Source organism: Microbacterium telephonicum (assembly GCF_003651225.1).
Taxonomy (GTDB): domain Bacteria; phylum Actinomycetota; class Actinomycetes; order Actinomycetales; family Microbacteriaceae; genus Microbacterium; species Microbacterium telephonicum.
On record NZ_RCDB01000002.1, the window covers coordinates 519,767 to 545,530 of the forward strand.

Consider the following 25,764-nt stretch of genomic DNA (forward strand, 5'->3'; position numbering starts at 1 on the left):
CCGCTACTCGGCGCTGGTGACGGAGAGGACCGCGCCCTCGGAGTCGAGGTTCACGAGCAGCACGTCGTCGGTGGCGTCGCGGTCGAGGGCGTATTCGAGTACGGCGAACGGGTCGCTGCCGCCGTGCTCGTCGGCGAGGATCGTGACCGACACGAGCTCCAGCGAGCGGATGACGTCGATGTGCACGTCGCCGGAGATGTCGACGAGCATGTCTTCGAGCTCCTCGCCGAGCAGCTCCTGCTGCTGCAGGATGTACTCGGTCACCTCGCTCGTGCGGTCGTCGAGCTCGGAGACCATGGCCCCGCGGGCGCGGAGGTCGATCGACTCCAGCCCCGAGATCATCGCCGCCGCGACGTCGAGCGCGTCGGCCGACACGTCGTCCTGGTCGGGCGCGGTGAGGTCCACCGTGACGCGCTGGTCACCGAGGTCGACGACCTCGGTCCAGAAGATCGATCCGTCCGGTCCCGACGCCAGCACCCCGAAGTAGTCGTGCTCGATGGCCATGGCCCTATGCAACCACCCTCGCCGTGTCGCGTCCACCTGCGCCTGCGTGCATGAAAGAACCTGCGCCTGCGTGCATGGAGGAACCTGCGCCTGCGTGCATCAGTCGACCAGCGCGGCCGCGAACACGTGCGGCGTGAAACCGGTGAGGTCGCCGATGCCCTCGCCCTGCCCGAGCAGTTTGACGGGGATGCCGGTGCGCTCCTGCACGGCCAGCACGAAACCGCCCTTCGCAGAGCCGTCGAGCTTGGTGATCACGAGCCCTGTGACGCCCGCGTGCTGCAGGAACGCCTCGGCCTGCATGACGCCGTTCTGTCCCGTCGTCGCGTCGAGCACGAGCAGCACCTCACTGATGGGCGCCTGCTTCTCGATGACCCGGCGGATCTTCGTGAGCTCGTCCATGAGTCCGCCCTTGGTGTGGAGGCGGCCGGCGGTGTCGACGAGCACGATCTCGGTGCCGTGCTGCTTCGCGTAGTCGATCGTCTGGAACGCGACGGATGCCGGATCCTGACCCTCCTGCTGCGGACGCACGATCGTGGCGCCACCGCGCTCGGCCCACGTCGCGAGCTGGTCAACGGCGGCGGCGCGGAACGTGTCGGCGGCGCCGACGACCACCGAGCGGCCGTAGCGCTGCAGGAACTTCGCGAACTTGCCGATCGTCGTGGTCTTGCCGACCCCGTTGACGCCGACGACGAGCACGACGGCGGGGCGTTCGGTGAGACGGAGGGTCGTGTCGAACTTCGCGAAGTGCTCCTCGAGCGTCTCCTTCAGCATCCGCTGCAGGTCGCGCGGGTCGGTCGTACGGTAGCGCTCGACCTTTTCACGCAGCTCCTCGACGATGCGCTCGGTGATGTCCGGGCCGAAGTCGGCGGTGATGAGCGCCGTCTCGAGGTCGTCCCAGGTCGTCTCGTCGATCGTGGGTTTGACGAACATGCCGCGCAGCGCACGACCGAGCGACCAGGACTTCTCCGCCATGACTCCAGCCTAGGTCAGAACGCGGGTGCGACCGCGGCGCGAACGGCGTTCAGACGGCGGCGCGTTCGCGCACGCGCTGCCCCACCACCGCGGAGACGCCGTCCTGGCGCATCGAGACGCCGTACAGCGCGTCGGCGATCTCCATCGTGCGCTTCTGGTGGGTGATGACGATGAGCTGGCTCGAGGCGCGCAGCTGCTCGAACACGCCGAGCAGGCGTCCGAGGTTCGCGTCGTCGAGCGCCGCCTCCACCTCGTCGAGAATGTAGAACGGGCTCGGCCGCGCCTTGAAGATGGCGGTCAGCAACGCCACGGCCGCCAGCGACCGCTCGCCGCCCGACAGCAGCGACAGCCGCTCGATCTTCTTTCCGACCGGACGCACGGCCACCTCGATGCCGGTGGTGAGCGGGTTGTCGGGGTCGGTGAGCGAGATCGACCCGGTGCCGCCGGGGAAGAGGATCGGGAAGACCTCGTGGAAGGCGGTCTTGGTGTCTTCGAACGCGGCGAGGAAGATCACCTGCATCCGCTCGTCGAGTTCGTCGATGATCGTGAGCAGGTCGGTGCGCGTCTGGGTGAGATCGGCCAGTTGCTCGGTGAGGAACGCGTGCCGCTGCTCGAGCGCGGCGAACTCCTCGAGCGCGAGCGGGTTCACCCTGCCGAGCTGGCCGAGCTTGCGTTCGGCGTCCTGCAGGCGGCGCCGCTGCGCGACCCGGTCGAAGGGGGTGACCTCCGCGCCCTCGGACTCGCCGGGGATCGGCTGGTCGGGACCATATTCCGAAACGAGAATGTTCTCGTCGAGGCTCAGCTCGCTCGCGACGCGTTCGAGCAGACTCGTGACGTGCAGACGCTTCTCGTGCATCTGCAGTTCGAGTCCGTGGACGCTCTCTGTCAGCCGCGCGAGTCGCTCGCGCACTGCGGCGTCCTGAGCGCGCAGCTGCGTCAGCTCATCGGTGACCGCCGTGCGCGCCTGTTCGGCCAGTTGCAGCTCCACGCGCCCCTGAGTGACCGAGCGGTCGACGGACGACAGCACGGCGGGGAGGCGGTCCGCGACCTCTTCGGCGAGGGCGCGCTGGGCGCGGCGGATCACCGCGCGCCGCGCCGCCTCCTCCGCGGCGGCGCGCTCCCGCTCGCGTTGCCGCTCGAGCTGGGCGACGCGCGCCTCGCCGGCGCGCACGCGCTCCTTGAGCGTCTCGACGTCGAGTCGGGAGCGCATCTCGCCGTCGCGCGCCGCTTCGAGCGCATCGAGCAGCCCGTCACGCGCCGACGCGTCGAGGATGGGACGCGGCGCGGCGTGCGCCCGCTCGTACGCATCGCCGGCGGTGCGGGCCGCCGTCTCGGCGTCGGCGACCGCCGACTGCGCCTGCGCGAGCCCCGCCTCCACGCGTTCGCACTCGGCGACGGCCGCCTCGTGGCGGACCGTCGCGCGGTTCACCTGCTCGGAGTGCGCGGCGAGGGCGGCGTCGTGCTCACGCAGGGTCTGCAACGTCGTCTTGGTGCGCCCCCGCGCCTCGTTCCAGGTCGCCTGCGCCTCGGCCAGCGCCTCGCGCAGCGAGTCGGCGACGACCACGATCTCGGACAGGCGCACCTCGGCCGCGTCGCGCTCGGCGGCGAGTTCCAGCCGGGAGCGCCCGGCGCCCGAACCCGCGTGCACGGTGTGCGCCGTGAGCGTCTCGCCCGCCCGCGTCACGACGATGGCGCCGGCAGGGATGGCCGGCATCACGGCACGCGCGGCGGCCAGGTCGGCCACGATGTGCACCGTGCCGAGCACGGCGCGCAGACCGTCCGGCGCGGTGACGACGTCGAGGGCGGGCACGGTGCCCGGGACGTCGGCGGGCGCGGCGGGCACGCCCGCGGCGACGGCGATGTCGACGGCACCGAGGTCGGCATCCGCCGCGGCGACGGCGAGTTCGAGAGCCGCATCGGCGTCGTCGACCAGCACCCCCTCGGCGAGCGAGCCCAGGGCCGCGGCGATCGCCGCCTCGTAGCCGGGGGTCACCTTGACGGCATCGCCGACGAGGCCGCGGATCCCCCGGCCGCCGCGCTCGATGAACGCGGCGGCGGCATTGCGCACGTCGAGCGCGCGCCGCAGGGTCGCCGTCTGCGCGGTGAGCGACTCGAGCTCCCGCTCGGCTGCGTGCAGACGCTCCCGCAGGGCTCCCACGCTCGTCTCGGCCTCGGACGCGTCCCGCTGCGCCCGCTCGTACGCGGCGGCGTGCTCGGCCGACGAGCTCTCGGGGATCAGATCGGGATCGACTCCGGCCAGCACCTCGGCGGCCTCGGCGCGGCGCGTGACGGCCGCATCCAGGGCGCGCTGCTGACGCTCGACGGCGGTGCGCACCGCCTCGAGGCGCGAGGCCGCGGCGTCCGCCGCGCCGCGCAGCGTCGTCAGCCGCATGTCGTGCTCGGAGACCAACGCGCTCTGAGCGGCGATGTCCACATCGAGGGCGTCGAGTTCGGCGCGCGCGCGGATGACGTCCCGTGCCGCCGCCGCGGCGGCATCCTGGGCATCGCCGAGCCCGCCGGCGATCTCGTCGATCTCGGCGCGCGCCTCGTCGATCGCCGACTGGCTGACCGTCGCGACCTCGAGCGCGAGCTGACCGTCGTCCTCCAGGAGCGCCAGCCGCTGGGTCGCCAGTGTCGACAGGCCCCGCAGCCGCTCCTGCACCTGCTCGAGCGCGAACGCGGTCGCACGTGCGCGGTCGACCGCCTCGGAGCGCTGACGCGTCTCGAGATCGTCGATGCGGAGCTTCAATTGGTCGGCCTGATCCTGCAGCACGACGCGCTCGGTGTGACGCTCCTGCTCGTTGCGGGCGTGGTCGGCGAGCTGGGTGCGCAGCGCCACGAGGTCGTCGGCGTAGAGGCGCGCTTTCGCGTCGCGGACGACGGCCGCGATCGTCGCCGCCTCCCGGGCGATCTCGGCCTGCTTGCCGAGGGGCTTGAGCTGGCGGCGCAGCTCGCCGGCGAGGTCGCTCAATCGGGTGAGGTTCGCCTCCATCGCCTCGAGCTTGCGGAGCGTCTTCTCCTTGCGGCGCCGGTGCTTGAGGATGCCGGCCGCCTCTTCGATGAAGCCACGTCGATCCTCGGGGCTCGCCTGCAGCACGCTGTCGAGACGCCCCTGCCCGACGATGACGTGCATCTCCCGGCCGAGACCGGAGTCGCTGAGCAGCTCCTGCACGTCGAGCAGCCGGCAGTTCTCGCCGTTGATCGCGTACTCGCTGCTGCCGTTGCGGAACAGGGTGCGGCTGATCGTGACCTCGGTGTACTCGATCGGCAGCGCGCCGTCGGAGTTGTCGATCGTCAGCTGCACCTCAGCGCGGCCGAGCGGCCCGCGCGTCGCGGTGCCGGCGAAGATGACGTCTTCCATCTTGCCGCCGCGCAGGGTCTTGGCGCCCTGCTCCCCCATGACCCACGCGAGCGCGTCCACCACGTTGGACTTGCCCGATCCGTTGGGGCCGACGATGCACGTGACCCCGGGCTCCAGGACGAACGTCGTCGGCTGCGCGAACGACTTGAAGCCCTTGAGCGTCAGGCTCTTCAAGTGCATACGGGGTGCCTCCGCGCCGGGATCGATGTGGGTCAACGCTAGCGGACGAGCGGCTCACCTCCGCGGCGGCGCGCGCGGGTGGGGTTGACGCGACACGCCCGGGACGCTAATGTCACTGATCGCGTCAGAAGTCGAGAAAGGAGGTCCCGAAATGATGCACATGAACACCACCGGAATCGCGCCGCGTATCGCGGCGATCGGCGTGTGCGCCGGGACCATCTCCTTCGGCGCCGCACCGGTCACCTCCGCGCTCGTCTGACCGCTCCCGGAGAGGACTCCGCCCGCACTCGGGCGTGACGTCGCCTCGGCGACTCCTCCCCCGGGGCTCGGGACATCCGTCCGTCGTCGGCGATCGCGTTCCCCCGCCTCCCTTCGTGCTGCGGCACGTCTCCCGCCGGCCACCGGCATCCCTTCCCACCTCTCACCGAGAAGAGACCATCGTGAACACGACCCTCCTCGCGCCGCAGCGCACCGCTGCGCCGCCCGAACGTCTGCCGCTGGAACCGCTGCAGACCCGCACCCTCCGCACCCGGCCGCTGGACCGCCTCGCCCTGCGCGTGGCGCTCACACTGCTGCTGTGGAGCACCCGCCCCGAGACCGATCGCGTACTGCTCAGCCGAGCGCACGACGCGACCGTCGCCCGGGAGAACCGCGAGCGGGCGTGGCGCGACGCCGCGCACCGCCTGCCGACACACTGACGCCGCGTCCGCGGACGCACCGGGGTCCCGGCCCCTTCGCCGGGACCCCACCCACCGAAGGAAGAACCATCATGAGCACCCTGACCACGGTCGAATTCCGACCGCTCACCATCCCGGCATCCGTCGACGCGGACGACGCGGCCGACTTCATCGGGATGACCCTCGCCCGCAACGAGATCTACCGGGAGATCGCCGGGGACGACGACGACGCGATGACGCCCGAGCAGCTGCTCCCGCACTATCAGAGCAACCCCGACGAGATCCGACTCATCTGGGTCGTCGTCGACGCCGGCCGGATCGTCGGCCGCATCGGTGTCGACCTGCCGCTGGAGGGCGAGTCGAAGAACGCGTACTGGATCGTCGAACTGCTGCGCTCGCACCACGGGCGCGGCATCGGCACCGCCGCCTACGCGCTCGTCGAAGACGCGGCGCGCGCACACGGGCGCACCGTCCTGCAGTCCTGGGCGGAGCACCCCGACGCGCCGGGGACGCGGCTCGAGGCCCCGACCGGCTTCGGGTCGGTTCCCGAGGATCGGGCCGCGCGGTTCTACGCGCGGCACGGGTACACGCTCGAACAGGTGGAGCGCAAGAGCGCCCTCGACCTCACTGCGTCGCGTGACGCGGTGGACCGCATCCTCGACAGCGCGACCGCTGCCGCCGCCGGCTACCACGTCGTGCAATGGGTCGCGCCGACGCCCGACGAGTACCTCGAGGGGTACGCCTGGGCGAAGTCGCGGATGTCGACCGACGTGCCGACGGCGGCGATGGAGTTCGACGAGGAGACGTGGGACGCCGAGCGCCTCAAGCGGCACGATCAGCGCTATCTCGACGGTGGGCAGACGGCCCTCGTGACCGTCGCCGTGGAGGACGCGACCGGCACGGTCGTCGCGTTCAACGAACTCGTCATCGGGCGCGACCTGACGGCGGCCACCCATCAGGAGGACACCCTCGTGCTCAAGGAGCACCGCGGGCACCGGCTGGGGCAGCTCGTCAAGACGGCGGGTCTCGCCCGCTGGCGCTCGATCGCTCCCGACTCGCCCCGCGTGATCACCTACAACGCGGAGGAGAACCGGCCGATGCTCGACATCAACGAGGCGATCGGCTTCGTCCCCGTCTCGTACAGCGGAGCGTGGAAGAAGACGATCGACTGACCGCGTCAGCGCCGCTTCTGGCAGTGCGCGCAGTAGTGGCTCGAGCGGTTCGTGAACGACACCCGCACGATCGGACGGCCGCATCGGGGACACGGTTCCCCGGTGCGGCCGTACGCGTTGAGCGAGTGCGCGAAGTAGCCCGCCTGCCCGTTGACGTTCACGTACTGCGCGTCGAAGCTCGTGCCGCCTTCGGCGAGGGCCTTCTGCAGCACGGCGCGCACCTCGGCCAGCAGCCGGGTGACCGTCCGGGCGGAGAGCGCGGATGCGGGCGTCTCGGGGTGGATGCGCGCAGCCCAGAGGGCCTCGTCGGCGTAGATGTTGCCGATGCCGCTGACGACGCCCTGATCGAGCAGCACGCGTTTGATCGCGGATGCCGACCGGCCCAGGCGCGCGCGGAACGCGGCCTCGGCGAACGCCGGGTCGAGCGGGTCGCGGGCGATGTGCGCGACCTGGGTGGGCACCAGCGCCGCCTCGGTGCCGTAGCCGCCGGCGGCGCCGTCGGCCGTCGGCGCGAGCGCGTCGACGGCGAGCGAGCCGAAGGTGCGCTGGTCGGCGAAGACGACCGCGAGTTCGCCGTGCACGGGGTGGTCGATGTCGAGCCGGATGCGCTCGTGCCGCTCTGCGGGCGCGCCGGGCTCACGCAGCAGCAGCTGCCCGCTCATGCCCAGGTGGCCCACGATCGCCGCGGGGACATCGGTGCCGGATGCGGCATCCAGCGGCAGCCAGAGGAACTTGCCGCGGCGGGCGGCGCCGGTGATGCGTCGGCCGGTGAGCGTGGTCGTGAAGTCGGCGGCGCCGCGCGGATGCCGGGTCAGGGCGCGATCGTCGTGCACGTCGACGGCGACGATGCGCGCGCCGGTGACGGCCGGAGCCAGTCCGGCGCGGACGACCTCGACCTCGGGAAGCTCAGGCACGCGTGGACAGGTCGTGCCAGAGCGCGAGCGCGCCCGCCATCTCGGCCTGTTTCTTACTGGTTCCGACGCCGGTGCGCGCGCTGGCGCCGACGGTGACGGTGGCGGTGAACGACCGGTTGTGGTCGGGCCCCGACGCCTCGACGGTGTAGACGGGCGGCGTCATCCCGAGACGCGCGGCGAGTTCCTGCAGGCTCGTCTTCGGGTCCATCGCGGCGCCATAACGCTCCGGGTCGGCCATGAGCGGCGCGACCAGGCGCAGGACCAGCGCGGTCGTCGCGTCGGCGCCGGCCGACAGGAACGACGCCCCGATGACCGCCTCCATGGCGTCGGCGAGGATCGAGTCCTTGTCGCGTCCGCCGGTCTGGTCCTCCCCGCGACCGAGGCGCAGGTAGGCGCCGAGTCCGATGCCGCGGGCGACCTCCGCCAGCGCGACGGTCGACACGACGCTCGCGCGCCGCTTCGCCAGCGACCCCTCTTCGAGGTCGGGGTGGCGCGTGAACAGGTGCACCGTCACGGCCTGTCCGAGGATGGAGTCGCCGAGGAACTCGAGGCGCTCGTTGTGCGCGATCCCGCCGTTCTCGTACGCGAACGAACGGTGCGTCAGGGCGAGCGACAGAAGCTCGGGGTCGATGTCGACCCCGAGCTTCTCGACGAGCGTACTGTGCTCGATCACAACGTCTGTCACGACGTCAGACGATCAGACGTCGGCGACCTTGCGGCCCTTGTACTCGAGGAACAGCTCGGTGCCCTGCGAGTCGGTGACGACCTTCGCCTGGTGCGGACGGCTGTAGACGACCTTGCCGTTCTCGACGGTCTTGACGAGCGCGGGGGCCTCGGCCTTCCACTGCGCGCGACGCGAACGGGTGTTGGAGCGGGAGACCTTCCGCTTCGGGGGGTTACCTGCCATGGTCAGCTCTTCTCTGTGTCATCGGCGGCGCGGCGAGGCGCCGCGTCATCGTGGTCTGGGGTGAGGGCCTGCAGCGCGGCCCAGCGCGGGTCGATCGAGGTCTCCTGCGCGGCAGGCTCAGTCAGCTTCTCGCCCGTGCTCGGGTCGAGCCCGGGGCAATCCGGCTGGCATACCGGCTGGAACGGAAGCGACAGGACGATCGAATCCCTGACCGGAGTTTCAAGATCCACGTGGTCGTCTTGAACCTCGAAGTCGTTCGCTTCTCCCCCAGGATACCCGAACAGCTCCTGAAACTCGACTTCGACGGGCTGGGCGATGTCCGTGAGGCATCGTCCGCACACGCCGACGTACCGCGTGGCGATCTCGGTGGTGACCAGGATGCCCTCGTGGACGGACTCCAGTCGCACGTCCAGACCGATCGGTTCACCCTCGGGAACGGAGACCAGACCTTCGCCCCACCGCTCGGGGGCGGGCACCTCCACCGCGTGCTCGCGCATCTCGCCGGTGCGGTGCGCGATGTCGCGCACGGGGAACGCGAACGGGGAGTTCAGATGCTTGTGGGCCACCCCGACATGCTATCCGGCGCGACTGCCGGTGGGGTCGAGGAAGCGCGCCACGGCGGACGGCACGAAGGGGCTGACGTCACCGCCGAGCGAGGCGACCTGGCGCACGAGCGAGCTCGACACGAGCGCGTGCGACGGGTCGGGCAGCAGGAACACCGTCTCGACCTCGGCGAGGTGCCGGTTGACGATGGCCATCGGCGTCTCGTAGGCGACGTCGACCTGAGAACGGATGCCCTTGACGAGCACCCCCGCCCCCACGTCGGTGACGTAGTCGACGAGCAGGCCCATGCTCCACGAGGCCACGACGATGTCGCCCGCGATCCCCTCGTCGGCGATGGACTGCTCGAGCAGGCTCAGCCGCTGCGCGATGGGCAGCATCGCCTCTTTGCCGGGGTTGTGCACGACGAGCACGTGCAGCTGGTCGTAGAGGCCGGCGGCGCGCCGGATGACGTCGAGGTGGCCCAGGGTCGGGGGGTCGAACGAGCCGGGCACGACCGCGATGCGGTTGTTCATACATCCAGACTAGTGGGCCGCCCCGGCCCCGCTCCTGTGGGCATCTGCTGCGTGACGGCGCAGGAAATCAGCTGCGCGCGAGCGCGTCGCGCTCCTGCTCCCCGACGCGGCGGGCGATCGCGGCCACGAGCCCCGGATGGCGCTCGAGAGTGGGATCGTCCTCGAACACGCGCGCCGCCGCGGCGCGGGCGTGGGTGATGAGGTCGGCGTCGGTGACGACCCGCAGCAGGCGCAGCGACGACTTCGCTCCCGACTGCATGTCGCCGAGCACATCGCCTTCGCCGCGCAGCTCGAGGTCGACCTCGGCGAGGAGGAACCCGTCCGTCGTCGAGGCGACGGCGTCGACGCGGGAGCGGGCGGGAGAACCCGGGTCGGCCTCGGTCACGAGCAGGCACAGTCCGGGAACGGATCCTCGTCCCACGCGGCCGCGGAGCTGGTGCAGCTGCGAGACGCCGAACCGGTCGGCCTCGAGGACGACGATCGTCGAGGCGTTGGGCACGTCGACGCCGACCTCGATGACCGTCGTGGCCACGAGCACGTCGATCTCGCCGCGCGCGAAGGACTGCATGACGGCGTCCTTCTGCTCGCCACCCATGCGCCCGTGCAGGATCTCGACGGTGAGATCCTCGAACGCCGGATGCCGCGACAGCATGTCGGCGGCCTGCACGACGCCCCAGCGGACCTTCGTCGGGGCCTCGGCGCCGGGGACGGCCTCGGGTGCATCGGGGTCGCGGGCGGACTCCTGCGCCGCATCGATCGCGGGGCACACCACGAACGCCTGTCGACCGAGCGCCACCTCCTCGGCGACACGGTCCCACACCCGCGCGAACCACGCCGGCTTCTCGGACAGCGGCGCGACGAAGGTCGAGATCCCGGCCCGCCCCTCGGGGAGCGTGCGGATCGTCGAGACGTCGAGGTCGCCGAACACGGTCATCGCGACGGTGCGCGGGATCGGGGTCGCCGTGAGCACGAGCACGTGCGGGGCCGTTCCCTTCGCCCGCAGGGTCTCGCGCTGTTCGACGCCGAAGCGGTGCTGCTCGTCGACGACGACCAGACCCAGATCGGCGAACGTCGTGGACTCGCTCAGCAGCGCGTGGGTGCCGACGACGATGAGCGCCTGGCCTGCCGCCGCGCGCAGCGCGGCCTTGCGCCGTTCGGCGGCCGGCAGTTGACCGGTGAGCAGCGTCGGCATGAGCTCGGGCGCGAGCTGTGGTCCCAGCATCCGCGCGATCGAGCGCACGTGCTGCGCCGCGAGCACCTCGGTGGGGGCGATGAGGGCGGACTGGCCGCCGGACTGGGCGACCTGCAGCATCGCACGCAGCGCCACGAGCGTCTTTCCCGAGCCCACCTCGCCCTGCACGAGACGGTTCATCGGCCCCGTGCCGACGAGGTCGGCGGCGACGACGTCGCCGACGGCGACCTGATCGGCGGTGCGCGCGAACGGCAGCGACGCGTCGAAGCGCGCCAGCAGGTCGCCCGCCGGTCGCGGCGTGGCATCGAGTCGCTGCACGACGCCGCGCTGCTGCAGGAGCGCGGCCTGCAGCACGAACGCCTCGTGCATGCGCAGCGTGCGCCGCGCCGCGTCGATCTCCGAGAACTCCTGAGGCGCGTGCATCCGCATGAGGGCGGTGCGCGCGTCGAGCAGGCCGTCGGCGGCGCGCAGGTCCTCCGGCAACGGGTCGGGCACGTCGCCCAGCGAGGGCAGCACGAGTTCGACCGCCTTGCGCACCTGCCAGCTCGGCACAGACGCGGTCGCCGGGTAGATCGGGATGGGGATGCGCTGCTGCGCCTGGGCGTTCAGCAGCGCCGTCGCCGCGTCGTCGTCGAACAGCTCGTAGGCCGGATGGGCGAACTGCTGCACGCCCTTGTACTGCCCGACCTTGCCCGAGAAGATTCCCTGCCGGCCCGGGACGAGCTCGTCCAGCCGCCACTTCTGGTTGAAGAAGGTGAGGGTCGCCGTGCCGAGTCCGTCGCCGATGACGACCTCGACGATCTGACCGCGGCGCCCCTTCATCTGCCGCATGGTCGCCGAGCGCACCTCGGCGACGACGGTGACCTCCTCGCCGATCGGCAGCGTCGCGATGGGGGTCAGCTCGCCGCGACGGGCGTACCGCCGCGGGTAATGATCGAGCAGGTCGCCCACCGTCGCCATGCCGAACGCCCGCTGCAGCTGCCCGGCGATCTTCGCCCCCACCACCGCCGCCAGCGAGGCGTCGAGGGCGATCGTGGGCATGGCACGAGTCTAGGCATCCCCTCCGACGCAGGCGGCGCACAGCGGCGCCCCCTACGCTCGAGGGGTGATCCGACGACTTCTCGCCCGCGCGTACTGGGCGCTCAGCCGCTGGCGGCTCGTGACCGAGCCCGCACCCACGCGTCCGACGGTGCTCATCGGGGCGCCGCACACGTCGAACTGGGACTTCGTGCTCATGCTCGCGATCGCGTGGCGCCTGGGCGTCGACGTGCGCTGGCTGGGCAAGAAGAGCCTGTTCGCGGGCTGGCGGGGGCCGCTGATGCGCCGGCTCGGCGGCATCCCGGTCGACCGCAGCGATGCGGGACGGGTCGTGTCGGAAGTCGTCGCGCGCGTGCACGCGGGAGAGGTCTTCGGGCTCGTCGTGACCCCCGACGGGACGCGCGGCGCCAACACGCATTGGAAGAGCGGGTTCTATCGGATCGCGCGCGAGACCGGCATGCCCGTGACGCTGGGCTATGTGGACCGCACGACGATGACGACCGGCCTCGGCCCGACGATCGAACTCACCGGCGACGTGGGCGCCGACATGGACCGCATCCGTGCCTTCTACGCCGACAAGGCGGGGCTGCGGCCCGCGCTGCGCACCGAGCCCCGACTGACCTCGGAGCCCCGCGGCGCCTCGCTATCGTGAAGGCATGACCCGCATCATCTCGGGGGCGGCGGGATCGCTCGCCCTCACCGTGCCCGATGCCGGGACGCGTCCGACGAGCGACCGGGTGCGCGAATCCCTGTTCTCCGCCCTCGAGTCGGCCGGCGCGGTCGATGATGCCGCCGTCCTGGACCTGTACGCCGGCTCCGGCGCGCTCGGGCTCGAAGCCGTCAGCCGCGGGGCCCGCAGCGCCGATCTCGTCGAGAAGGCCCCGCGGGCGGCATCCGTCGCCCGGCGGAACGCGGATGCCGTCTCCCGCGCCGTGGCCGGCGCGGCGATCCGGGTGCACCGCGCCGCCGCCGAGGCGTTCGTCCGCTCCGATGCGGGACGCTACGACCTCGTGCTCATCGATCCGCCCTACGACGTCGGCGAGACCGAGATCGCCGAACTGCTGGCGCTGCTGGCCCCGCGTCTGACGCCGGAGGCGACCGTCATCGTCGAGCGCGCGACCCGCTCCCCGCGCCCATCCGTCCCCGCCTCCCTCGTGCACGGCCGCTCGAAGAAGTACGGCGACACGACGATGTGGTGGCTGCATCCGGCCCCCTGACGATCGAGATGACGCAGATCGTCGTCTGACGGGACTTTTCGGGGCAGTTCGTGTCATCTCGGCGGCGCGGATGCCGGGTCAGCCGCGGCGGGCGTCCCAGTCGCGGTAGGGGTCCCATCCGCCGGGGCCGGCGTCGGCGAGGCCGGCGACCGTCACGGAGTCCTCACCGCGGGGCTCGACGCGGCCGACCGCGCGGAATCCGGAGGGCAGCGCGGCGTCTGGGGGGAAGGTGGCCAGCAGCGCGTGGTCCTCGCCGCCGCGGAGGGCCTCGTCGCTCCACTCACCTGCGAGGGCGACGGTCACCCCCGACGCCCGCGCGAGGCGGCCGGCATCCAGGAGCAGGCCATCGGAGACGTCCATCATCGCCGACGCGCCCGCCTCGGCCGCCGCGACCCCGAGCGCGACGGGAGGCTGCGGGCGCAGCTGCGCGGCGAGATCGTCCCGCTCGGCGGCGGTGAGCGTGTCGGCGTCGACGGGCACCGGCGCGCCGTCCTCGTCGGTGAACCGGTCGAACAGCAGCGCGAGACCGCGCGCCGCCGCGCCCAGCTCCCCGGTCACGGCGACCACGTCGCCCGGGCGTGCGCCGCTGCGCAGCACGGGAGCGCGCCCCTCGAGCACGCCGACCGCCGTGACGGCGATCGTGAGGGTGTCCGAGACGGTGAGGTCGCCGCCCTCGACCGCGCAACCCGGAGCGAGGATGTCGCATCCCTCGCGCAGGCCCGCCGCGAACTCCGAGACGAACGCCAGCGGTGTCTCGTCCGGGAGGGTGAGCGCGACGAACAGCGCGGTCGGGCGGGCGCCCATCGCCGCGACGTCGGCCAGGTTCACGGCGGCGGACTTCACGCCGAGGTCGTGCGGGCTCGACCATGCCAGGCGGAAGTCGGGTCCGTGCACGAGGGTGTCGGTCGTGACGACCATCCGCTCCCCCGGGACGGCGAGCACCGCCGCGTCGTCCCCGGGGCCGACGACGGCGCGCGACGTGCCCTGCAGCGCCGCGAACACGAGCTCCAGCACCTCCGCCTCGGAGGCGTCGCCGACGGTGCGCGGGGCGGGGTGGCTCATCCCTCCACGGTAGCCTGGAGTGGTGTTCCCCCGACCCCGCCGCGGCCGTCTCGCGCTCGCACTGGTCGTCGCGTTCCCCCTCGTCGCCGGCTCCCTGACCGCGTGCAGCAGCACGGTGTCGATGAAGCCCGCCGCCGACGCGAACGACCCCGCGTGCGCCGCCGTCACCACCGCTCTGCCCGATTCGGTCGACGGTCAGACCCGCCGGTGGACCGATGCGCAGGCCACCGGCGCCTGGGGGGACCCGAGCACCGTGCTGCTCACGTGCGGCGTCACCGAACCCGGCCCCACCGAGCTGGTGTGCCAGAGCGTCGACAACGTCGACTGGATCATCGACGACAGCGAGGCGCCGAACTACCGCTTCACGACCTACGGCCGCTCCCCCGCGGTGGAGGTCTACCTCGACTACGACGACGTCAGCGCGCGGGCGGTGCTGAGCGACCTCGGTCGCGCGGTCGGCACCCTGCCGACCACCGGCGCCGTCTGCACCGAGCGCGTCGACACGGCCGAAGGCTGAGCCGGACGGGCGCCCCGGTCAGCGGGCGCGGGCGAGTTCGATCAGCTCGGTGAGCAGATCGTCGTAGCTCATGCCCGACGCGATCCAGCACTTCGGGAACATCGAGATCGGCGTGAACCCGGGCATCGTGTTGACCTCGTTCACGAAGAACTCGGTGCCGGTGTAGAAGAAGTCGACCCGCGCGAGGCCCTGCCCGCCGACCGCCTCGAACGCCCGCGCGGCGATCCGCTGCATCTCGGCCAGCTCGCCGTCGCCGAGCTCGGCCGGGCAGACGAGGTCGATGCCGTCGGCGCCGAGGTACTTCGCCTCGAAGTCGTAGAAGTCGCGGCCCGAGATCACGATCTCGCCGGCGACGCTCACCCGCGGCTCGCCGCCGTCCCGTCCCTCCAGCACTCCGCACTCGACCTCGCGGCCGACGACCGCCTGTTCGACGAGCACCGTGCCGTCCTCGGCGAACGCCGTCTCGAGGGCGGCATCCAGATCGTCCCAGTCGTCGACCTTCGACACACCCACCGACGAGCCGGCGCGGGCCGGCTTGACGAAGGCGGGAAGGCCGAGGGAGCGGATGCGGCGCCGCCACAGCTCGGGGTCGCGGTCGAGGTTCTGCCGCGTCACGCTCACCCACGGCACGACGGGCACCCCCGCGGCCTTGAGGACGCTCTTGGTGGTGTGCTTGTCCATGCCGATCGCCGACATGAGCAGTCCCGCACCGACGTACGGCAGGTCGAGCAGCTCGAGGAAGCCCTGCACCGTGCCGTCCTCGCCGAAGCGGCCGTGGAGGATCGGGAACACCACGTCGACGTCGCCGAGCGAGCGTACGGTGCCGTCGGCATCCCGTACCTTGAACTCGCGACTGCGGACGGAGTCGGGCCAGATGATCCGGGTGCCGTTGTCGACGACTTCGGGCAGGTGCGCCGGGTCGAGCGCGAACTTGCCCGGCTCGTCGTCCTCGAGGACGAACGCGCCGTCACGGGTGATGCCGACCGGGATCACCCGGTAGCGGTCACGGTCGAGCGCGCCCAGCACTCCCCCGGCCGTTGCGGAGCTGATCGAATGCTCGCTGGAGCGACCGCCGAAGAGCACCGCCACTGCCGCCTTGGTCATTCTGGGTCCTCTCGCCGGTGGGCTGGTCGTCGTCGGTGGTCAGGTGCGGGGCGATGTGCCGGGGGTCCATGGCGCCGTCGAGCACCATCTTGACCTGCTCGACGATCGGCATCGAGACGCCGGCTTCGCGGGCCAGCTGCAGGATCGGCGCGACGGATGCCAGGCCCTCCGCGGTCTGGTCCATCTGCTTCACGACGTCTTGGAAGCTGTACCCCTGGCCGAGCAGCCGCCCGGCGGTGTTGTTGCGGCTGAGCGGCGACTGGCACGTCGCGATGAGGTCGCCGAGACCCGCGAGCCCCTGCAGCGTCTCGTGCTGGGCACCTTGGGCGACCGCGAAGTCGGTCATCTCGACGAGCCCGCGCGTGATGATCGACGCCTTCGTGTTCTCGCCGTAGCCGACGCCGTCGACGATGCCGATCGCGACGGCGATGAGGTTCTTGAGCACCCCGCCGAACTCGGTGCCGATCACGTCGGTGTTCACGAAGGTGCGGAAGTAGGCGTTGCGCGCGCGGCGGGCGACGGCCTCGGCGGTCTCCTGACTCGAGGAGGAGATGACCGCGGCGGTCGGCTGCTCACGGGCGATCTCGAGCGCGAGGTTCGGGCCCGAGGCGACGGCGATCCGCGCAGGATCGCAGTGCAGCTCCTGCTCGATCACCTGGCTCATGCGCAGTCCGGTGCGCTTCTCGACGCCCTTCATGAGCGAGACGATCGGCACGTCGCTGCCGGCGATGAGCGGGCGCACGGCCTTGAGGTTCTGGCGCAGCGCCTGGCTCGAGATCGCGAGGTACACCTGGTCGGCCCCGTCGAGGGCCTCGGAGAGGTGGGACGTGCCCGACATCGTCCGCGGCAGGTTGATGCCCGGGAGGTACTGGCTGTTGCGGTGCCCGGCCTGGATCTCGTGCGCCACCTCCGCGCGACGCGCCCACATGACGACGTGGGCGCCGCCGTCGGCGAGCACCTTTCCGAAGGTCGTGCCCCAGCTTCCCGAGCCGATCACGGCGACGCGCGGCAGTCCCGAGACGCGCGGGACGCTCCCGGTCTTCGGCGCGGGGGACGGATTACGACTCAAGGCGGCCCGTCTCCTTCTGCCCGTGCACGGCGGGGTTCCATCGTTCGGCGGGCGGCGTCTCGTCGCGCAGGCGTCCGAGCAGCGTGGAGACGTCGGCCATGACGGCATCCGTCGCCGCGGTGAGGGCGCCCGGCGTGGACTGTCCGCGCCACGCCGAGAGGTCGACGGCGGGACCGAGCAGAACCTGCACCCGCCGGCGCGGCGGGAACACGCGCAGCTTGCCGTAGCGCGGCATGATCTGCTGCACGCCCCATGTCGCGGCCGGGATGACGGGGATGTCGCCGGCGAGGGCCAGGCGCACGGCACCGGTCTTGCCGCGCATCGGCCACATGTCCGGATCGCGGGTGAGCGATCCCTCCGGATAGACGATGACGCCGCGACCGTGCTCGACGAGGGCGACGGCCTGATCGATCGTCTGACGCGCCGCGGCGGCAGAGGCGGCGCGTGCCACCGGCACCATCCCGGTCGCGCGCAACGCGTCGCCCAGCACCGGCACGCGGAACAGGCTCTCCTTCGCCATGAAGCGCGGCGCGCGGCCCAACCGCCACGTCGCGACGGCGAGGATCAGCGGGTCGAACTCGCTGTAGTGGTTCGGCGCGAGGACGTACGGTCCCTCGGCGGGGAGGTGCTCCTCGCCGGAGATCTCGATCTTCGCGAACCATCCCGTGGCGGGGACGACGATCGCTGCGAGTGGCCAGAACCAGCTCGGGCGCGACTTCTCCGCCGTGGCACGGCGACGAGGGCTCATCGGGGCCTCAGGCGACGACGTCGAAGTCGGCGCCGAGGGCGCTGAGCTTGTCGAGGAACTTCTCGTAGCCGCGGCGGATGATGTCCACACCGCGCACGGTCGACTCCCCCTCGGCGGCGAGGGCCGCGATGACGTAGCTGTAGCCGCCGCGGAGGTCGGGGACGACCACATCGGCGCCGTGCAGCGGGGTCGGCCCGTTGATGACCGCGGCCTGCTCGAGCGCCCGGCGCGGGACGCGGCGGGCGGGATCGGCGATGCCCTCGGGATGCACGACGATGTCGGCGCCCATCTGCACGAGGGCACGCGTGAAGCCGAGCCGGTTCTCGTACACCGTCTCGTGCACGACCGATTCGCCGGTGGCCTGTGTGAGGGCGACGATGAGCGGCTGCTGCCAGTCGGTCATGAAGCCCGGGTGCACGTCGGTCTCGACGGTGACGGCCTTGAGCTCGGCGCCGCGGCGGAACGCGATCCCGTCCTCGAGGATGTCGAAATCGCCGCCGACCTTGCGGAAGACGTTGAGGAACGTCAGCATCTCCTGCTGCTTGGCGCCGGCGACGAAGATCTCTCCGTCGGTGGCCAGTGCCGCGCACGCCCACGAGGCGGCCTCGTTGCGGTCGAAGATGCAGCGGTGGTCGTACCCCTTGAGGTCGTCGACGCCCTCGATGAAGATGACCCGGTTGGGCTCGTACGAGATGATCGCGCCCATCTTCTGCAGGACGGCGATGAGATCCATGATCTCGGGCTCGATCGCCGCGTTGCGCAGCTCCGTGGTCCCCTTCGCGCGTACCGCGGTCAGCAGCACCTGCTCGGTGGCGCCGACGCTCGGGTAGGGCAGGTCGATGTTCGCGCCGTGCAGGCCGTTCGGCGCCGACAGGCGGATGCCGCTGGGCAGCTTCTCGACGATCGCGCCGAACGAGCGGAGGGCGTCGAGGTGGAAGTCGATCGGACGGTCGCCGATGCGGCATCCGCCCAGGTCGGGGATGAATGCCTGACCGAGCAGGTGCAGCAGCGGACCGCAGAAGAGGATCGGGATGCGGGAGGCACCGGCGTGCGCGTCGATCTCTTCGAAGTGCGCCGAGACCGCACCGCTCGGGTCCAGGCGCAGCACGCCCTCGCCGTCGTCGGAGATGGTCACGCCGTGCACCTCGAGGAGCGAGCGCACGACCTGCACGTCGCTGATGTCGGGCACGTCGCGCAGCACGGACTCGGTGGCGCCGAGCAGCGAGGCCACCATCGCCTTGGTCGCGAGGTTCTTCGCGCCCTTCACGTCGACCGTCCCGCGCAGCGGCCGGCCGCCGCGGATGCGCAATGCCTGGACGACGGCCGGATAGCCGCCCTCCGGGCCCGAGGGAACGGACTCGGTGACGAGGGTTTTCATCGAATGGACCTCACTTGTGTCTGTGGGAGACGGAACGGCGCCGCCCCGGATCGCGGGGCGGGCACCGGGCTAGCGGACGGGCAGTGTCCGCGGTCGCCATGCCTCTCGGCGTGCCTCGAATCCCGCGATGGCGTCTTCGTTGCGCAGGGTGAGCCCGATGTCGTCGAGCCCTTCGAGGAGCCGCCATCTAGTGTAATCGTCGATGTCGAAGCCGACTCGGAGGTCGCCGATGCGCGCCTCGCGCGCCTCCAGATCGACCGTCATCGAGATGCCCGGGTCGGCGTCGATGACCGCCCAGATCGCCTCCAGGTCGTCCTCGCCGATCACGCCCGTGACCAGGCCCTGCTTGCCCGCATTGCCGCGGAAGATGTCGGCGAACTTGGGGCTGAGCACGACGCGGAATCCGTAGTCGCGCAGCGCCCACACGGCGTGTTCGCGGCTCGAACCCGTACCGAAGTCGGGGCCGGCGACGAGGATCGACGAGCGGGCGAACACCGGCTGGTTGAGGAGGAAGTCGGGGTCCTGCCGCCAGTTGGCGAACAGCGCGTCCTCGAAGCCGGTCTTGGTGACCCGCTTGAGGTAGACCGCGGGGATGATCTGGTCGGTGTCGACGGCCGAGCGCTTCAGCGGGGCGGCGATGCCTGTGTGCGTCGTGAACTTCTCCATGTCAGGCCTCCACGGTCTCACGGGCGGGCAGGTCGCTCGGGCTCGCGAGGCGTCCGAGGACGGCCGTCGCGGCGGCCACGAGGGGCGACACGAGATGCGTGCGCCCGCCCTTGCCCTGACGACCCTCGAAGTTGCGGTTGCTCGTCGAGGCGCAGCGCTCGCCCGGGGCGAGCTGATCGGGGTTCATCCCGAGGCACATCGAGCAGCCGGCGAAACGCCACTCGGCGCCGAACGCGGTGAACACCTTGTCCAGGCCCTCGGCCTCGGCCTCCAGCCGCACCCGCGCGGAGCCGGGCACGACCATGACCCGCACGTTCTCGGCCTTCGTGCGCCCCTCGATCACCGACGCGAACGCGCGCAGGTCCTCGATGCGACTGTTCGTGCACGAGCCCATGAAGACGGCATCCACCGGCACCTCTTTCAGGGGCGTGCCGGCGGTGAGGTCCATGTACTCCAGCGCGCGCTCGGCGGCGGCGCGCTCGTTCGGGTCGGCGAAGTCGTCGGGCGAGGGGACGACATCCGACAGCGACACGCCCTGACCGGGGTTGGTGCCCCACGTCACGAACGGCTCGAGCTCGTCGGCGTCGAGGAACACCTCGGCGTCGTAGACGGCGCCCTCGTCGGACGGGAGCGTGCGCCAGTACGCGACGGCGTCTTCCCAGTCCTGGCCCTCGGGCGCGTGCGGGCGGCCCTTCAGGTACGCGAACGTCGTCTCGTCGGGCGCGACCATGCCGGCACGGGCGCCGGCTTCGATCGACATGTTGCACATCGTCATCCGGCCCTCCATCGACAGGGCGCGGATGGCGCTGCCGCGGAACTCGAGCACGTAGCCCTGGCCGCCGTTGGTGCCGATCTTCGCGATGACGGCGAGGATGATGTCCTTCGCGGTGACGCCCTCGCGGAGCGTGCCCTCGACGGTGATGGCCATCGTCTTGAACGGCTTCAGCGGCAGGGTCTGCGTGGCCAGCACGTGCTCGACCTCGCTCGTGCCGATGCCGAAGGCCATCGCACCGAACGCGCCGTGCGTGCTCGTGTGCGAGTCGCCGCAGACGACCGTGACACCCGGCATCGTGAGGCCCAGCTGCGGCCCGACGACGTGGACGATGCCCTGCTCCTTGTCGCCCAGCGAGTGGATGCGCACGCCGAACTCCTCGGCGTTGCGGCGCAGGGTCTCGATCTGGGTGCGGCTGGTGAGGTCGGCGATCGGCTTGTCGATGTCGAGCGTCGGGGTGTTGTGGTCCTCGGTCGCGATCGTGAGGTCGAGGCGGCGCACCGGGCGCCCCTCGGCGCGCAGACCGTCGAAGGCCTGCGGGCTCGTGACCTCGTGCACCAGGTGCAGGTCGATGTAGATGAGGTCGGGCTGGCCGTCCTCGCCCTTGACGACGAGGTGGTCGTCCCACACCTTCTCGGCGAGGGTGCGGGGGTGATCGGGGATCTGGCTGTTCATGTGTCTCGTTCTCAGGTTCGGATGAGTGCCCACAGCGGACTCCGCGACGAGAGGGGGCTCAGAACGAGATCTCGCCGCGGCCGATAAGGAGAAGGCCCACGAACCGCATCGGCTCAGGTTACCACCGCCGACCGCGCCCCCGGCCCGCGCCGCCCTCCCGGTGGCTCCTCCTTGTGGCGGCCGAGCCGCGGTCAGTCGTCGGCTCGGGGGGCGTCGACGGTGGGGGGCGTGCCCTTCTCGTCGGCGACCGCTTCGGCGGCGACGACCGGCGCATGCGCGTCAGCGGGGTCGGCAGGACCCGCGGCCGTCACGCCGCGCTCGCGCCGCTCCTTCGCCGAAGCCACGAGGCTCGCGATCGTCGCGACGGCCATCGACAGCACGATGACGCCCAGCGACATCCACGTCGAGATCTCCGGCGCCCACTCGATGTGCTCGCCGCCGTTGATGAACGGCAGCTCGTTCTCGTGCATCGCGTGGAAGAAGAGCTTCACGCCGATGAAGGCGAGGATGAACGCGATGCCGTAGTGCAGGTACTTGAGCCGGTCGAGCAGGTCCCCGAGCAGGAAGTAGAGCTGGCGCAGGCCCATGAGAGCGAACAGGTTCGCGGTGAAGACGATGAACGGGTTCTGGGTGATGCCGAAGATCGCCGGTATCGAGTCGATCGCGAACAGCAGGTCGGTGACCCCGATCGCCGCGAAGACGATGATCATCGGCGTGAAGAACTTCTTGCCGTTCACGACGGTGCGGATCTTCGCGCCGTCGTAGTGGTCGGTGATGTCGATCGTGCGGCGCAGCAGGCGCACGATGAACGACTCCTGCTTCACGTCGGAGTCGTGGTCGCCACCCGGGAAGGCCTGTCGCCACGCGGTCCAGATGAGGAACGCGCCGAAGATGTAGAACACCCAGCTGAACTGCTCGATGATCGCGGCCCCGGCGAGGATGAAGGCGCCGCGCAGGATCAGCGCGATGATGATGCCGACCATCAGCACCTCCTGCTGATAGCGCCGAGGCACCGCGAACTGGCTCATGATCAGCACGAACACGAAGAGGTTGTCGATCGAGAGGCTGTACTCCGTCAGCCACCCGGCGATGAACTGACCCGCGAATTCGTGGCCCGCGAACGTCCACAGCAGTCCCGCGAACAGCAGCGCGAGCGTCACGTAGAACACGACCCACAGGGTCGACTCCTTGGTGGAGGGGATGTGGGGACGCTTGAGGATCAGCAGCAGGTCGCCGACGAGAATCAGCACGAGCACGACGAGCGAGCCGATCTCGAACCAGACGGGGAGGTCCATGGGGGCCTTTCGGGGTACGACGGAGGATCGAAAGTCTCTCCCCCGCCGACGCGGCGCGCAACCGGGGCCTCGACGACGGGGCCCGTGATGACGGAAGCGCGATACCGGGATACTCCCCTTCGCTCAGAGAACACTACCGCCCGCGATGAGACGATCCGGCGCTGGCGGACACTGACGGGGTGAGAGACGATGACTCCGAGGAGTCCCGACCGGGGCGGAGACCCATGACCGACATCGCGGCGCGAGACGACGCGGCGCTCGTCGCGGCGGCGGCCGCCGGCGACGACGGTGCGTTCCGCGCGCTGTTCCGGGCGTACGCACGCCCGGTGTACTGGCTCGCGCACGGACTCGTCGGGAATGCGGCGGATGCCGAAGACGTGCTGCAGGAGACGTTTCTGGCGGCGTGGCGCAAGTTCCCGGGCCTCGAGCTCGCCGGCGACTCGGTGCTGCCGTGGCTGGTGACGGTGTGCCGGTTCCAGGCGGCGAACCGCATCCGCCGCATCCGCCGCGACCGCGACCACACCGGCGCCGAGGCGGACGAGACCCTGCCGGCGACGGTGGACGTCGAAGCGCAGGTCGTCGAGAAGGCACTCGTCGAGCGGATCCTCGCCGAGGTCGGGATGCTGAGCGCCCTCGACCAGCAGATCTTCCGGCTGTGCGCGGCGGAAGGGTACGCCTACCAGGCCGCCGCCGAGCGGCTGGGCGTGACGCACGCCGTTGTCCGCACCCGTCTCTCCCGCATCCGCACCCGCCTCCGGGCGACCGTCGAAGGAGAGACGACATGAGCGCGCACGACACCGATCTCGCGCTGCCCGACCTGCCCGAGCTGAGCGAAGAACGCCTCCGGGAGATCGAGGCGGGACTCGTCCGTTCCCTCGAACGCGAGCGCGAGCACACGCAGAAACAGCGACGACGCGAGCAGGAGCGTCGACGCACCCGCCGCCGCACCGTCTGGCTGTCGGTCGGCGGGGCCGCGGCCGCCCTCGCGCTGTTCGCAGCGGTGAGTCCGTATCTCGGCGGCCTGGGTGCGACGAGCGCCGGCGGTGACGCGGATGCCGGCAGCGGCCTCGTGCTCGTCCCGGGCGAGGCCGTCGCACCCGACGCCGGCTTCGAGTCCCTTCCGGGCGACGCGGCGCAGAGCCTGGAGGAGGCCGCGCGTCCCGGCGCCTCCGACGGCGCCGGAGCCTCGTCCGAGACCGCGACGACGGATGCCGGACGCGAGATCGTCGCGACCGCCTCGGCGACCGTCGAGGTGGACGATGCGGCCGCCGCGGCCCGCACGATCGGCGAGGCCGCGGACGCCGCCGGCGGATACGTCGAGGTTATGAGCGTCGGCGAGAGCGGGGTGATGCCCGCGACCGGCGGTGACGCCGTCGTGTACCCCACTCCCGGGGGTGCGTGGATCACGGTGCGGGTGCCCGCCGCCGAGCTGACCGGTGTCCTGGCCGGCCTCGCCGATGTCGGTGAGGTGCGCGCGTCCGAGACTTCCCGCCGCGACGTCACCGGCGAGGCCGTCGATCTGCGCGCCCGGGTCGACGCGCTGCAGGCATCCGTCGATCGCCTCACCGAGCTGCTCGCCGACGCCGACACGACCGCCGACCTCGTGGCCGCCGAGTCGGCGCTCGCGCAGCGTCAGTCCGAACTCGCCTCGCTGCAGTCGCAGCTGGCGCTGCTGGACGAGCAGGTGGCGATGTCGTCGCTGAGCGTGACGCTCGACGAGCCGCAGCCCGCGGTCGAGCCCGACCCGGCCGGGTTCGGCGACGGCATCACGTCGGGGTGGAACGGGCTGCTGGCGGCCCTCAACGGTCTCGTCGTGGCCGTCGGCTTCCTGCTCCCCTGGTTCGCCGTCGCCGCGGTCGTCGCCGGCGTCGTGCTCCTCGTCCGGCGGCTGGCGCGCCGCCGCCGCGCGCCGCGGCCCCCGACGCCCGAGCCCTGACGCCGAGACCCGGCCCGCACGCCGAGACCCGCGTCCTGGATGCGGGTCTCGGCGCATCGCGCGGGTCTCGACGCGCACGGGCGCGACGCGCGCCGGAAACGAGGAAGAGCCGGTCCGTGTGGACCGGCTCTTCGGATGTGACCCCAGCGGGATTCGAACCCGCGTTACCGCCGTGAGAGGGCGGCGTACTAGGCCGCTATACGATGGGGCCGTACTTTTCTGTCTTCTCCGGCTTCCCGGAGGCAACCGTTCAAGTATGCCATGGCCGTGCGCATCGGGCCAAATCGAGCCGGGACGGGGTGTCGCGGGTTGCCGCCGGGCCTCGGCGGGCGTTGACTGAGCGCATGCGCGTCACCAAACACGAGCACGCCTGCCTCCGCGTCGAGAAGGACGGACGCACGCTGCTCATCGATCCCGGATCCTTCACCCTGCCGCTGTCCGACCTCGGGCGACTGGTCGCGATCGTGCTGACCCACGAGCACGCCGACCACTGGACCCCCGAGCACCTCACCCGCCTGCGCAAGGACGCCCCGGATGTGCCGATCTACGGCCCGGCGGGCGTCGCCGCCGCGGCATCCGAGTTCGACGTGACGGTGGTCTCCCCCGGCGACGAGATCGTCGTCGAGCCGTTCACGCTGCGCTTCTTCGGCGGACGCCACAACGTCATCCACTCCTCGATCCCGGTCGTCGACAACGTCGGCGTGCTCGTGGACGACGAGCTGTACTACCCCGGCGACTCCTACACGGTCCCCGAGGGCGTCGAGGTGAACCTGCTCGCGGCTCCCGTGGGCGCGCCGTGGCTGAAGATCGGCGAGGCGATGGACTTCGTGCTGGCCGTCGCGCCCCGCCGGGCCTTCGCCGTGCACGACATGACGCTCTCCCGCTCCGGCCTCGAGATGGGGCGCGGACGCCTCGCCTGGGCCGCCGCGCAGCACGGTGGCGAGTTCACCGCGCTCGAGCCGGGCGAGTCGATCGACATCTAGAGCACACGCGACGAAGGCGGATGCCGGAGCGCTGGGCTCCGGCATCCGCCTTCGTGTCTGCGAGGTCAGGCCTCGGCGTCGTGGTCGGTCTCGAGGAACGCGACGAGGGTGTCCAGCGCCGCCTCGGCGCCGTCGCCCTCCGCCTTGAGCGTGACGACCGTGCCCTGCGTGGCGCCCAGGCCCATGAGGGTCAGGATGCTGCCGGCGTTGAGGTCGGGGCCGCCGTCGACGGCGATCGTGACGGGGACACCCGTCTGCTGCACCGCCTGGACGAAGAGCTTGGCGGGGCGGGCGTGCAGACCCGACTGGCTGGCGACGGTCGCCTGGCGTTCGGCCATGGTGTTCCTCC

General features: G+C 71.4%; 26 protein-coding genes and 1 tRNA gene. 8 read left to right on the forward strand and 19 right to left on the reverse strand.

Going from position 1 to position 25,764, the window contains the following annotated elements:
- Positions 1–3 precede the first annotated feature (3 nt).
- The 3 genes from C7474_RS07435 to smc all read right to left on the reverse strand — a co-directional run bounded on the left by C7474_RS07435 (position 4) and on the right by smc (position 5,017).
- Positions 4–504, reverse strand: a complete 501-nt coding sequence (locus C7474_RS07435; protein WP_121058510.1) for a DUF2004 domain-containing protein — start codon at positions 502–504, stop codon at positions 4–6.
- A gap of 99 nt (positions 505–603) precedes the next feature.
- A complete protein-coding gene (ftsY, locus tag C7474_RS07440) occupies positions 604–1,476 on the reverse strand; it encodes a signal recognition particle-docking protein FtsY (protein WP_121058512.1) in 873 nt (290 codons plus the stop codon).
- 49 nt (positions 1,477–1,525) lie between these two features.
- Complete coding sequence (gene smc / locus C7474_RS07445; protein WP_121058514.1) at positions 1,526–5,017, reverse strand: chromosome segregation protein SMC; 3,492 nt, start codon at positions 5,015–5,017, stop codon at positions 1,526–1,528.
- A 440-nt stretch (positions 5,018–5,457) separates the two neighbouring features.
- Between smc and C7474_RS07450 the strand changes: the two genes are divergently transcribed.
- Positions 5,458–5,715, forward strand: coding sequence for a hypothetical protein (locus C7474_RS07450; RefSeq protein WP_121058516.1), 258 nt, complete (start codon positions 5,458–5,460; stop codon positions 5,713–5,715).
- 71 nt (positions 5,716–5,786) lie between these two features.
- The gene (locus tag C7474_RS07455) at positions 5,787–6,866 is read left to right on the forward strand and encodes a GNAT family N-acetyltransferase (protein ID WP_199692393.1); all 1,080 of its coding nucleotides are present in this window, start codon (positions 5,787–5,789) and stop codon (positions 6,864–6,866) included.
- A 5-nt stretch (positions 6,867–6,871) separates the two neighbouring features.
- On the opposite strand, the gene mutM is transcribed toward C7474_RS07455, so the two are convergent.
- The 6 genes from mutM to C7474_RS07485 all read right to left on the reverse strand — a co-directional run bounded on the left by mutM (position 6,872) and on the right by C7474_RS07485 (position 11,996).
- A complete protein-coding gene (gene mutM, locus C7474_RS07460) occupies positions 6,872–7,780 on the reverse strand; it encodes a bifunctional DNA-formamidopyrimidine glycosylase/DNA-(apurinic or apyrimidinic site) lyase (protein WP_121058518.1) in 909 nt (302 codons plus the stop codon).
- Positions 7,773–8,465 (reverse strand): ribonuclease III, encoded by a 693-nt coding sequence (rnc, locus tag C7474_RS07465; protein WP_121058520.1) that lies wholly within the window; start codon positions 8,463–8,465, stop codon positions 7,773–7,775. Before rnc ends, mutM begins: the two co-directional genes overlap by 8 nt.
- A 12-nt stretch (positions 8,466–8,477) precedes the next feature.
- Positions 8,478–8,687, reverse strand: coding sequence for a 50S ribosomal protein L32 (gene rpmF, locus C7474_RS07470; protein ID WP_050721097.1), 210 nt, complete (start codon positions 8,685–8,687; stop codon positions 8,478–8,480).
- Positions 8,688–8,689: 2 nt separating this feature from the next.
- Complete coding sequence (locus C7474_RS07475) at positions 8,690–9,184, reverse strand: YceD family protein (RefSeq protein ID WP_199692415.1); 495 nt, start codon at positions 9,182–9,184, stop codon at positions 8,690–8,692.
- Positions 9,185–9,262: 78 nt separating this feature from the next.
- Positions 9,263–9,763, reverse strand: a complete 501-nt coding sequence (gene coaD, locus C7474_RS07480; RefSeq protein ID WP_121058522.1) for a pantetheine-phosphate adenylyltransferase — start codon at positions 9,761–9,763, stop codon at positions 9,263–9,265.
- A gap of 67 nt (positions 9,764–9,830) precedes the next feature.
- Complete coding sequence (locus C7474_RS07485) at positions 9,831–11,996, reverse strand: ATP-dependent DNA helicase RecG (RefSeq protein ID WP_121058524.1); 2,166 nt, start codon at positions 11,994–11,996, stop codon at positions 9,831–9,833.
- A gap of 64 nt (positions 11,997–12,060) precedes the next feature.
- On the opposite strand from C7474_RS07485, the gene C7474_RS07490 reads away from it, so the two are divergent.
- Both C7474_RS07490 and rsmD read left to right on the forward strand, forming a co-directional pair.
- Positions 12,061–12,645 (forward strand): 1-acyl-sn-glycerol-3-phosphate acyltransferase, encoded by a 585-nt coding sequence (locus C7474_RS07490; RefSeq protein ID WP_121058526.1) that lies wholly within the window; start codon positions 12,061–12,063, stop codon positions 12,643–12,645.
- A 4-nt stretch (positions 12,646–12,649) separates the two neighbouring features.
- Entirely contained in the window at positions 12,650–13,210 is a 561-nt protein-coding gene (gene rsmD / locus C7474_RS07495; protein ID WP_121058528.1) for a 16S rRNA (guanine(966)-N(2))-methyltransferase RsmD, read from the forward strand.
- Positions 13,211–13,288: 78 nt separating this feature from the next.
- On the opposite strand, the gene thiL is transcribed toward rsmD, so the two are convergent.
- Positions 13,289–14,272 carry a thiamine-phosphate kinase gene (thiL, locus tag C7474_RS07500; protein ID WP_121058529.1) on the reverse strand — a complete coding sequence of 328 codons (984 nt, stop codon included), beginning with the start codon at positions 14,270–14,272 and terminating at the stop codon, positions 13,289–13,291.
- Positions 14,273–14,294: 22 nt separating this feature from the next.
- On the opposite strand from thiL, the gene C7474_RS07505 reads away from it, so the two are divergent.
- Complete coding sequence (locus tag C7474_RS07505; RefSeq protein WP_121058531.1) at positions 14,295–14,789, forward strand: DUF3515 family protein; 495 nt, start codon at positions 14,295–14,297, stop codon at positions 14,787–14,789.
- 18 nt (positions 14,790–14,807) lie between these two features.
- Here the strand turns inward: C7474_RS07505 and C7474_RS07510 are convergent, their stop codons facing one another.
- The 7 genes from C7474_RS07510 to C7474_RS07540 form a co-directional block, all read right to left on the reverse strand.
- On the reverse strand, positions 14,808–15,893 hold the full coding sequence (locus C7474_RS07510; protein ID WP_121058533.1) for a D-alanine--D-alanine ligase family protein: 1,086 nt from the start codon (positions 15,891–15,893) through the stop codon (positions 14,808–14,810).
- Positions 15,793–16,890 (reverse strand): NAD(P)H-dependent glycerol-3-phosphate dehydrogenase, encoded by a 1,098-nt coding sequence (locus C7474_RS07515; protein WP_241965190.1) that lies wholly within the window; start codon positions 16,888–16,890, stop codon positions 15,793–15,795. The genes C7474_RS07510 and C7474_RS07515 overlap by 101 nt, the downstream gene beginning before the upstream one ends.
- Before the next feature lie 61 nt (positions 16,891–16,951).
- The gene (locus tag C7474_RS07520; RefSeq protein WP_121058537.1) at positions 16,952–17,710 is read right to left on the reverse strand and encodes a lysophospholipid acyltransferase family protein; all 759 of its coding nucleotides are present in this window, start codon (positions 17,708–17,710) and stop codon (positions 16,952–16,954) included.
- 7 nt (positions 17,711–17,717) lie between these two features.
- Positions 17,718–19,088, reverse strand: coding sequence for a UDP-N-acetylglucosamine 1-carboxyvinyltransferase (gene murA / locus C7474_RS07525; protein WP_121058539.1), 1,371 nt, complete (start codon positions 19,086–19,088; stop codon positions 17,718–17,720).
- Positions 19,089–19,157: 69 nt separating this feature from the next.
- Complete coding sequence (gene leuD, locus C7474_RS07530) at positions 19,158–19,754, reverse strand: 3-isopropylmalate dehydratase small subunit (RefSeq protein ID WP_121058541.1); 597 nt, start codon at positions 19,752–19,754, stop codon at positions 19,158–19,160.
- Position 19,755: 1 nt separating this feature from the next.
- Entirely contained in the window at positions 19,756–21,201 is a 1,446-nt protein-coding gene (gene leuC / locus C7474_RS07535; protein ID WP_121058543.1) for a 3-isopropylmalate dehydratase large subunit, read from the reverse strand.
- Between the two features lie 191 nt (positions 21,202–21,392).
- On the reverse strand, positions 21,393–22,496 hold the full coding sequence (locus C7474_RS07540) for a TerC family protein (protein WP_121058545.1): 1,104 nt from the start codon (positions 22,494–22,496) through the stop codon (positions 21,393–21,395).
- Between the two features lie 224 nt (positions 22,497–22,720).
- Here C7474_RS07540 and C7474_RS07545 point away from each other — a divergent pair, with 224 nt between their 5' ends.
- Complete coding sequence (locus C7474_RS07545) at positions 22,721–23,281, forward strand: RNA polymerase sigma factor (protein ID WP_121058547.1); 561 nt, start codon at positions 22,721–22,723, stop codon at positions 23,279–23,281.
- Positions 23,278–24,432 carry a DUF4349 domain-containing protein gene (locus C7474_RS07550; RefSeq protein WP_121058549.1) on the forward strand — a complete coding sequence of 385 codons (1,155 nt, stop codon included), beginning with the start codon at positions 23,278–23,280 and terminating at the stop codon, positions 24,430–24,432. The genes C7474_RS07545 and C7474_RS07550 overlap by 4 nt, the downstream gene beginning before the upstream one ends.
- Before the next feature lie 138 nt (positions 24,433–24,570).
- Here C7474_RS07550 and C7474_RS07555 read toward each other — a convergent pair.
- A tRNA-Glu gene (locus C7474_RS07555) sits at positions 24,571–24,643 on the reverse strand.
- Between the two features lie 133 nt (positions 24,644–24,776).
- On the opposite strand from C7474_RS07555, the gene C7474_RS07560 reads away from it, so the two are divergent.
- Complete coding sequence (locus C7474_RS07560; protein ID WP_121058551.1) at positions 24,777–25,415, forward strand: MBL fold metallo-hydrolase; 639 nt, start codon at positions 24,777–24,779, stop codon at positions 25,413–25,415.
- Between the two features lie 65 nt (positions 25,416–25,480).
- Here C7474_RS07560 and C7474_RS07565 read toward each other — a convergent pair whose 3' ends face one another.
- Complete coding sequence (locus tag C7474_RS07565) at positions 25,481–25,753, reverse strand: HPr family phosphocarrier protein (protein ID WP_121058553.1); 273 nt, start codon at positions 25,751–25,753, stop codon at positions 25,481–25,483.
- Between the last annotated feature and the right edge of the window lie 11 nt (positions 25,754–25,764).

Bases quoted from the DNA above. Each gene is read 5' to 3' on its own strand.
- C7474_RS07435 (WP_121058510.1), bottom strand. From the start codon at position 504: ATGGCCATCGAGCACGACTACTTCGGGGTGCTGGCGTCGGGACCGGAC.
- ftsY (WP_121058512.1), bottom strand. From the start codon at position 1,476: ATGGCGGAGAAGTCCTGGTCGCTCGGTCGTGCGCTGCGCGGCATGTTC.
- smc (WP_121058514.1), bottom strand. From the start codon at position 5,017: ATGCACTTGAAGAGCCTGACGCTCAAGGGCTTCAAGTCGTTCGCGCAG.
- C7474_RS07455 (WP_199692393.1), top strand. From the start codon at position 5,787: ATGAGCACCCTGACCACGGTCGAATTCCGACCGCTCACCATCCCGGCA.
- rpmF (WP_050721097.1), bottom strand. From the start codon at position 8,687: ATGGCAGGTAACCCCCCGAAGCGGAAGGTCTCCCGCTCCAACACCCGT.
- C7474_RS07475 (WP_199692415.1), bottom strand. From the start codon at position 9,184: ATGCGCGAGCACGCGGTGGAGGTGCCCGCCCCCGAGCGGTGGGGCGAA.
- coaD (WP_121058522.1), bottom strand. From the start codon at position 9,763: ATGAACAACCGCATCGCGGTCGTGCCCGGCTCGTTCGACCCCCCGACC.
- C7474_RS07485 (WP_121058524.1), bottom strand. From the start codon at position 11,996: ATGCCCACGATCGCCCTCGACGCCTCGCTGGCGGCGGTGGTGGGGGCG.
- rsmD (WP_121058528.1), top strand. From the start codon at position 12,650: ATGACCCGCATCATCTCGGGGGCGGCGGGATCGCTCGCCCTCACCGTG.
- thiL (WP_121058529.1), bottom strand. From the start codon at position 14,272: ATGAGCCACCCCGCCCCGCGCACCGTCGGCGACGCCTCCGAGGCGGAG.
- C7474_RS07510 (WP_121058533.1), bottom strand. From the start codon at position 15,893: ATGACCAAGGCGGCAGTGGCGGTGCTCTTCGGCGGTCGCTCCAGCGAG.
- C7474_RS07520 (WP_121058537.1), bottom strand. From the start codon at position 17,710: ATGAGCCCTCGTCGCCGTGCCACGGCGGAGAAGTCGCGCCCGAGCTGG.
- murA (WP_121058539.1), bottom strand. From the start codon at position 19,088: ATGAAAACCCTCGTCACCGAGTCCGTTCCCTCGGGCCCGGAGGGCGGC.
- leuD (WP_121058541.1), bottom strand. From the start codon at position 19,754: ATGGAGAAGTTCACGACGCACACAGGCATCGCCGCCCCGCTGAAGCGC.
- leuC (WP_121058543.1), bottom strand. From the start codon at position 21,201: ATGAACAGCCAGATCCCCGATCACCCCCGCACCCTCGCCGAGAAGGTG.
- C7474_RS07540 (WP_121058545.1), bottom strand. From the start codon at position 22,496: ATGGACCTCCCCGTCTGGTTCGAGATCGGCTCGCTCGTCGTGCTCGTG.
- C7474_RS07545 (WP_121058547.1), top strand. From the start codon at position 22,721: ATGACCGACATCGCGGCGCGAGACGACGCGGCGCTCGTCGCGGCGGCG.
- C7474_RS07550 (WP_121058549.1), top strand. From the start codon at position 23,278: ATGAGCGCGCACGACACCGATCTCGCGCTGCCCGACCTGCCCGAGCTG.
- C7474_RS07560 (WP_121058551.1), top strand. From the start codon at position 24,777: ATGCGCGTCACCAAACACGAGCACGCCTGCCTCCGCGTCGAGAAGGAC.
- C7474_RS07565 (WP_121058553.1), bottom strand. From the start codon at position 25,753: ATGGCCGAACGCCAGGCGACCGTCGCCAGCCAGTCGGGTCTGCACGCC.